This is a genomic window from Salinisphaera sp. T31B1, assembly GCF_040361275.1.
GTDB lineage: Bacteria > Pseudomonadota > Gammaproteobacteria > Nevskiales > Salinisphaeraceae > Salinisphaera.
This window is the reverse complement of sequence record NZ_APNH01000006.1, coordinates 115,987-124,881: the sequence shown is the minus strand read 5'-3', so window position 1 is coordinate 124,881 and position 8,895 is coordinate 115,987. Positions and strand designations below refer to the sequence as shown.

The 8,895-nt window shown below is 59.1% G+C and carries 1 protein-coding gene; it reads right to left on the bottom strand.

What is annotated here, in order from left to right; translation table 11 throughout:
• Window positions 1–76 precede the first annotated feature (76 nt).
• Window positions 77–8,677 carry an Ig-like domain-containing protein gene (locus T31B1_RS19380; RefSeq protein ID WP_353251178.1) on the bottom strand — a complete coding sequence of 2,867 codons (8,601 nt, stop codon included), beginning with the start codon at window positions 8,675–8,677 and terminating at the stop codon, window positions 77–79.
• Between the last annotated feature and the right edge of the window lie 218 nt (window positions 8,678–8,895).

Sequence of the window (8,895 nt, the reverse complement as noted above, 5' to 3'; positions counted from 1 at the left end):
ACGTCGATTTCTGACGTTTCTCCCAAAAAAGACCCGGCTCGAGGCCGGGTCACTCCAGGCTCGGTTTAGGCCGTGGCTATCCGCCTGTCCAGATCGCTTCCGGTGCGCGTGCGCCACCATCATCGATCCCGATCATGCGAACCCGTGGCGGGCCGTCACCGCTATTGCGAACCGTGATCCGGTTGCCGCTCAGGCCAACGCGATCGCCGTTGACGTACCACTCGTGGCCAACCACGCGGCCGTCCTCATCGTCGCACTGCGCACTGAGGCGCCAGTAGGAGTCGCCACCGATGCTCTCGATCTCGCAGCTCGGCTTCGCGTTCTCCTTGGCCTCGATGGTCAGCTCGCCAATAGCCTGCTCGCCCATCTCGGTCTCGATAGAGACCTTGACGCGATGCTCGCCCGGCTCGCCGATGCTCATCGAGCCATAGCGGCCATCGGTGTCGATTTGCTCGTCGTTGAGCCGGTAGATATAGCGCTGGATACGATCGCGCGGATGACCACCGCTGACGTTCGGGCGAACCCGAATATCCATCGGCGCCCTGTTATAGCGATTCGAGGCGCTGTAGCTGATATCGAAGGCGTAGTCCGGCGCCTGTCCGAACACCAGGGTCTGTTCCACCGTCGAGCTATGACCACGCGCATCTTCAATGTACGCGCGCAGGGTGTATTCGCCCGGCTCTGCGACATTGAACACCCGAACCGCGTCTGTGCCCTCCTCTGTGACATTCAGACCACTCGGGATCTCCCACTCGATGACCGGTTCCTCGAGTTCGCGAATCCGAGTCGAAGTCATCGAACGCAGCCGCGCCACAACATCAGCCGGCGCGTACTTCGCCGTGATCCGGTTATGGAACCGGAATTCCGGCCAGCTGTATTGCCAGATACGCAGGGTTTGCTCGGCGTCGTCCACTGCGCCCTGATCTTCATAGCCTTCGATCCAAGCGTGATAGTAGAGCTTGATTCGCTCATTGAGCAGATCCTCGCGTGTCGGCGTGTAGGCCATCTGGGCGCCTTCGAGTTTCGTGCCATCCGGCAACGTCCAACGCCCGCCAATCGTGATGTCCATGTTCCGATAAGGCGGACGAACGATTGCCTGGTAGTCATAGCTCTTCCCGGTCTCGATCAGGCTTCGACCGGAAATACGCACGTTCGGCCCGCGTGGCTCGCGGAACGACAACCGGGTGCGAGCGCTATCCCATGCTTCCACGTCACTTGCCGGGGCGTTTTCATATCGGCCGCGGACATAGACCGAAACCCGGGTTTCCTCGTCACGCGTGATGTCCAGCGTGTCCGTGCCCGACTGCCAGCTTTCGCCGCGGTCGAGTGACCACTCGTAGACAACCTCGCCTTGGGCATCCTTGGCCAGCGCGGTGTAATGCCCTGTGCTGCCGATGAACGCGTTTTCCGGGCCTTCAACAACAACCTTGGGCACGAGATAGGCGTCGACCTGAACGGTCGGTGTGCGCAGTTTCACGCCGCTATTGGCGTTGGTCACGTTCGCGCGCACCCAGTACGTCCCTCGCTCGAAGACATGCACCATGCGGGTCGCATAGAGCTGCTGCGAGTTCATCGGCTCCCACGTTTCCTTGTCGTCGCTCATCTCCCAGACCACATCACCAAGTGCCGTGTGATCCAGACGGTTATCCAGATCGAGCGACAGCACGGCGGTCAGCGGTGCGAGACCGCTCAGTCGCCGCCCCTCGACCGTTGCCTCGATACCCTTGCCGCGCAGCACTGTGAGATAGAGCGGCCTCGGAGAGAGCACCATACGCTCGTATTCCGGTACCGGACTGATCAGTTCAGCCTGGGCGCTCAACCGGATACGCGGGCTTTCGACGTCATCCAGATCGATGCTGAATGATGTCTCGCCGCTATCAGGTACCGGCACATAGTCGGTCAGCGGTTCGCTATCCAGACCCTCCATCCTGACGATACGAACCCGCCAGCGGCCCATGCTCTCAGGATCGTAGCCCGTGTCAGCGAAGGGATCGTTCATGCGAACCGTGACAGCCAGGGGTTCAGTGTTGAGCACCTCATCCTCGGCCACCGTGATCTCGGGCGAAATCGACTCCGACGGAACCGCCAGCACCTTGAAGGCCATTTCTGCCTTGTAGGTCGGCAGTTCGGTGTACTGGGCCTTCGCGCTATACGGGGTCTGCGTCCAGAGGTCGCGCTTGTCGGCATTCACACGCCGTTGGGCAATGTTGAAGTCGCCCCAGCCGCCCGGCGCCACGACCGATTCATAGACCTCACCCTCGCGGGAAAGCGTCAGACGCAGATCGGCGCTGTAGCTCGTGGCCTTCAGATCACCGAGATAGCCACCGTCCATGGACGCGGCATACAAGCCCTCTACCACGCGCTCCTTGTCGTCCATGGCCAGCAAGGGCAACGGCGGATCTTTGACCTCGATCCGCAGCGTCTGTGAGTTGACCTTGATCTTGGCACCTTGCGGCGTGAATACGGACAGATCCCACGTCAACAGGTTTTCACCCATCGTATCGAGGATGCCGGTCAGGTTCGGCGTGTCGAACCACTCCACCTGGGCCAAACCGCTCGGCATGTTCGTCCATTCCACCAGGCAAGTCAGCCGCCCCATTGCGCTGCGGCTGATCGCTTCGTCCTCGTTGAGCGTGAGTAGGCACTGCTCGCCCTCGGACTGGCGCAACGAGATGTTGACCGTCTGTACCTGACGGTAGGCTTCGCGTGCATCCTCACGGGCTTCGAGCGCGAAATCACCCATGACATAGGGCGGCACCACGTCGAGCTTGAAGCGACGCTGTTGCATCAAATACGGGTCATCTGCCTCGTCGAAGATCCAGACGCTGTATTCGATGTCCTGCTTGCCCGTGACCTCGGCAAAGCCACGCAGGCCGATGCTGTTGGCATAGGGTTCGGCCACACGTGCAGCCTCGAGCCCCTGCGGCAGCTCGTCCCACTCGAGATAGCAGACCGGCTCGGACAACGCATCATGCTGTCGCGCTTCGGCCTCATCGCGCGTCAACCGGCAACGCGTCGCGCCGTCGGCCACGGCATCGATAGTGATCTCCTCGAAGCCCTGCTTCACTTTCCACGCAGCCGACTGGAGATCAATGTTCGCGCGCCAAACCTCGACAGGCGCACTCAGCTCGCCCACGCCTGGCGCGTCGATCTTCAGATCGACATACGCGTTGCCTTCGTCACCCATAGACCGGGCCGCGACCGGTAGCACGATCTGGCCACCCGACGCGGTGAAGTTGAATGACTTGGCCACTCGCTTGGTCTCACCGGGGGCTAAAGCCACGCCGTTGACGACGAGCCCGACACCCGAACCAGACCGAAGGGTGGCCTGAACCGCATGGCTACCAGCCAGAACCGAACCATCCATGCGAGTGAACGGCTCACTTTCGATGGACGTGAAGGCGTGCTTCGTGCCGGGGATGATGGCCACCCCGCCATTGACGCCGGCCGCGACCTCACCCGCCGGCGGCGCGTAAGTGAACGACGCCGATTTGCGATTCGTGATCCCAACCGCGTCGATACCGACCACATCGATCGTGTAGTCGTTCGCAGACGCCGAGGCGTACAGGAAGGGGCCGGTCACGCGGAAGGTGAAGTCATCAACACGCGTCCAGGTCGCGTTGACCGTTTCACCATTGGGCCCGCCCGTGATTGTGGCGGATTGAATATCGACCCCTGGGTAATTGTCGGTCACGCTGATCTGGATCACGTTGGTCCGGTCGACCGCTGCACCATCGAGTGATTCGCCTTCGGCCCGGATCAGAATGGCCGGCGGCTCTACGTCGAGAACGAACACGGCGCTGGCCGAGGCTTCATTGCCGACGGCATCGGCGCCAACCACGTTCATCGTGTAATCGTCACCGCCCATAGTCGGCGTCTCGACGCGAAGGGTCGTGCCATCAAGGCGCTCCAGTTCTGCCGTCTCAGATTTCCCGTCGGAACCCGTGAATGAAGCGGATACGACGCGCGTATCGGGGCGATTGTCCTCGACCTTGATCCGAATATCGTCACCCGGCATCAGATGTGCACCGGCTAATGGCGCGCCATCAGACACAAGCGTCACGTCCGGCACGATCGCATCGACCGTGAAGCGCGCACTGAGTTGGGCCGTATTACCGGCTGCGTCAATCGCGGCCACCGTATAGGTGTACTCGTGATCGCCGCTATCCGGGGTCGCCAGCACATAGGTCGAACTGTTGATTCGATTCCAGCTGACATCCACTGCCTTGCCGCTCGGGCCGGTCAGCGTCACGGATTCAAGACCGGCGCCTGGGCGATCATCACCGAGCTGAACCCGGATCTCGCCCGCAGGCGAGAAAATCGCTCCGTTGAGCGGCTCTCCATCGATCTTGATCGCCAGATTCGGCTTTGTGTCGTCGACTGAGAACGCAGCACTCACCTGCGTGGTGTTGCCCACGGCGTCCACACCCGTGACCTTGATCGTGTAGTCATCGCCAGCCGGCGTATCGAGCTTGAAGGTGGTGGCATTCACCCGCGACCAGCTCGCATCGATCACACGGTCGTCTGATCCGGTGACGATCAGAGACTGGATCGACGTACCGGCACGGTTGTCATCGACGACGATGCGAATCTCGCTCTCCGGCCTTAGTAGCGCACCGTCAAGCGATTCCCCATCGGCACGCAGGGTCACCTCCGGGTCGATCGCATCAATCGTGAAGGTGGCACTGACCTGTTCGGTATTGCCTGCGGCGTCGATAGCGTCCACTACGAGTGTGTACTGGGAGTGTTTGCCGTCATCCGGCGTGCCAACCCGGTACGTGGTGCTGTTGATCCGGGTCCACTGGCTACTCACCAGCTTCCCGCCCGGGCCAGTCAGCTTTGCAGACTGGATCTCGGGATCTGGACGATCATCGGTCAAGCGGATACGGATATCGCCTTCTGGCGAGAAGATGGCGCCTTCAAGCGGGTCGCCATCCACTGTCAGTGCAAGACTGGGCTTTGTGCCGTCGATCGAGAAAGAGGCACTGGCCTGGCTCGTATTGCCCACCGCGTCGGCGCCCGTGACGTTGATCGCGTAATCGCCGCCATTGGGCGTATCCAACCGGAACGTCGTACCGTTGAGCCGCGTCCAGTTCGTCGCCACCGCACGACCTCTCGAGTCGGTGACCTCGAGTGAGTCGATCGTGGTACCCGAGCGGTTGTCGGCAACCACGACGCGGATATCGCCACTCTGCATCAACAGAGACCCACCGAGCGGCTTACCGTTACCAAGCAAGGTGACGTCGGGTTCGATGCTATCGACCGTGAAAGCAGCACTGGCCTGCTCAGCATTGCCCACCGCATCTTCGGCGACTGCGACGATCGTGTAATCGTCGTCCTTTCCGCCGTCCGGGGCAGTGACCTCGAAGGTGCCGCTGTTGATTCGATCCCAGCTCATGTTGACCTTTCGGCCATCAGGGCGCGTGAGCTTCACGGACTGGAGATCGGCGCCAGCGCGATTGTCGGTCACCGCGATACGAATCTTCGCACCAGGGGCGATCACAGAACTGTCGAGGGCCTTGCCTGATGAACTCAGTGTCACTTCGGGACCGTCTGAGTCGAGGGTAAAGCTCGCGCTCTCCTGCGCGCTGTTTCCAACCGCATCAACGCCCACAACGGTGATCGTGTAGGTGCCCGATGCGCCAGAAGGGGCTGAGAGCCGATAGTTGCCGGTACTGACACGCTGCCAGCTGGCATTCGTGGTCTTGCCGTTCGGCGCCCTGACCTTGATCGACTGGATATCGGCGCCCGACCGGTCATCGGTGATACGGACATCGATCTGATCATCGGGCGAGAGCGCCGCGCCGTTGAGCGCTCGGCCACCGCTACTCAAATCGAGCACAGGCTCGAGACCGTCAACAATGAAAGAAGCGTCGTCCGTGACGGTGTTCCCGGCATTATCTTCAGCCTCAACCGTGAGCGTGTAGTCGCTTGTTCCGGTAAGACTCGGCGCGGACGCACGGTAGGTCGTTGCATTGACCTGTGAGACATCAGCGTTGATTGTCTTGCCGTCTGAGCCGCTCCTGAATGTGGCCGAAACCAGCGACGCCCCGGCGAGGTTATCGGTAACTCGAATGGTGATCTGCTCGGCATTGGTCAGCACAGCACCATCCAAGGCTTTGCTGCCAACGAGAAGTGATACTTCAGGATCAATGCCATCGACTGTGAACGAGGCGGTCGCTGAATCGGTATTCCCGCCCTCGTCCTCGCCCACAACAGTCAGGGTGTAATCGTTGGCCGACTGCGACGCTGCAAGGCTCGGCCCGGTGAGGCGGAAATTCTTGCTGTCGAGACGCGACCAGCTGGCATTGACGGTGGACCCGTTGGGCTTTCTGATCTTGGCCGACTTGATATCGGCGCCTGGCAGGTTGTCGGTGACCCGAACGCGAATATCGGAAACGTCATCGATCGAGGCGCCACTGAGCGCAGCCGAGCCGTCCCGTAGCGACACGGACGGCTTTTCGCCGTCAACAGTGAACGCGACGGTCTCGACCTTTCTGTTACCCACCGCATCGATCCCGACAACGGTGATCGCATAGTCATTCGCCGCGGCCGAGGCGGACAGTGCCGGGCCCGTGATCCGATAGGTCGTGTCGTTGGCTTTCGTCCAAGATGCAGTGAGCGTCTTATCAGCCGGACCGCCAGTGATCTTTGCCGACTCAATCGAGCTGCCGGCAAGATTGTCCGTCACGGTCACGACGATATCGCCGGAATCGCCAATGACGGCATGTTTGAGCGGCACGCCGTTCGCGCTCAAGGCGACTGTGGGATCGATGGCATCTGCCGGCGTGAAATCTCGCGACTCAAGCTGAAAGACTTCTGTTTCGCCGTCTTCGCCCTCTACCCGAACAGCAAAGTCATAAGCCGTCAGTGGAAGGTTCTCGGTCCGAAAGTACAGCTTCGTCGCATTGTTATTGCTACCATTTTTGGCGTATTGAAGATCGACCTGGTGGGTAATTCCGGTACGCGACTCGGTTGCGATCAGCTCGCCAGAGACCCTCGATGTCTGTTGATGCAGGATCTCGACTTCGTAGCCGTCCATGTAGAAGCGGCTTGTATAAGCATTCGAGTAATACTCGCCAAACGCCCAATCAGCGAGCACGAACCGCTCTTGCGGAACCGTCGTGAGCTTGAAGGTGTATTCGATGCAGTTAGTACCCCATGCGTTACAGAATCGATAGGGTTCTGTCGTGTTTTTCAGGGGAAACGTCGCCTGGCTCGCGCCAGCATTGAACGTGCCCACTGTTGTATCTGTCGTTTGCCCATACCAGCCGCCGGTTGCCTCACGCAGCTTGATCTGGTGTGAAGTCACCGCCGGTTCGATCGCGGTCACCGTTACGCTTTCTACGTTGCTGTAATCGATCTGCCCGTACCCATTGGTCGAGTAATTGCGGACAAGGCCCAACCAATCACGCCCACCGGGCGTGCCATACATCTCTACTGTTTCCCCGTTAGTGAACTTCAGGCTGGCAGCCGTAACGAACGGCAATAACGCGCTTGCTGAATCCACGCGGACTGTTGCGTTTCGCACGCCCCAATTCCCGGCCACATCACGAGCGTAAACGCGGTAATCACTAGCCGAATGTTGGGTATATCCCTGGGCCGCTCCGGTCACCGAATAGACATAACTTCCATCTTCGTGCATGTCTTTTTCGACACACAGATCGAATCGACTCTCGGATTCGCAGCCGTAGTCGTGGGTGTACTCGGCGTCTGTGGGCACCATCAACCCGTTATCTGAATAACGGGAGTGTTTGTTGCGACGTGTGCGCACAAGAAAAACGGGGTATGAATCCTTTACGGTTAACCCAGGCGTGTACTTAACGAATTTTTCGAGGCCAGACACATGGCTCCAGGGCTTGTTCGCGCCATAGTCGTTTGATCGAACGCCAATGATCTCGAACGCAGGCGGTACGGCGTCGAAGTAGAACTCGATTGAATTTTTCGTCCGATTGCCCGCCTCATCCACGATAGTCGCAATTACACGATAGTTACCCTTTCGTTCAGGCATGATCGAGGGATCGGTAGGAATCATCACACGACCCACGTTTCTCGATGGATATTCCGTATGCGCATCACTGATATTTACGACTTTCCCAGTCGTCAACGATTTAACCTCAATGAGCACTTTATGGAGTGATGAAAGAGTGCCGGACGTGCCGTACTCAATACCTATCGGCTGAGCCGAAACCAAATCAGCGCGCCGCTCATCGAGATTCGAAACGTCCTGGTATTTCTGAAAGAAATTCGGATATGGGTGTTCATTTTTGGTCACCCTCGGTTCGCGATCGCGCATCCAATTGTACGTTCTGGTCTCTTGTACCGAGCCGTCTGATGCTAGGATCTCGATCGTCGTTTTTACGAGCTCCCCGTCCCCTAGCGTCTCTCCAGATGGCAGGATCTTGGGCGGCATCGCCATAACTCGCCCGGTATAGTTTTCCCCTTCAAATGAAAATGAGTCGCTTGCTTTAACGGACGTGCTCGTTTTTATAGCAAGCTGGTCTTTAGTCTTGTAGGCGAGCTTATCGGTGATTCGGATCTTGCTCCCAACAGGTGCCTCAACCTTGTAAGACACGCTGGAAACATAATTGAAGTAGCTATACGGCGAGTAGTCATAGGGCCAAGGCTCACGCTCGACACTCTCACCGTTCGTATCATCGAACGCGATGACGACCATTCCGGCGTTTGCTGATAACGAAACCATCAATAGGATGGCCGTACAGATCAAATAACCCAGTTTCCGCTTACACATCGAGTGAGATCCCCGTCTCGCATTGGTACGGGCTCGATGATCATTCCGCTGGCCGTGTGGCCGGGGCCGGAAAGTGCACCTTTTGCGAACTTTCAAAAAAAAAGCCCCGTCCGATATGGACGGGGCTTCCGTTCGCCAGGGAG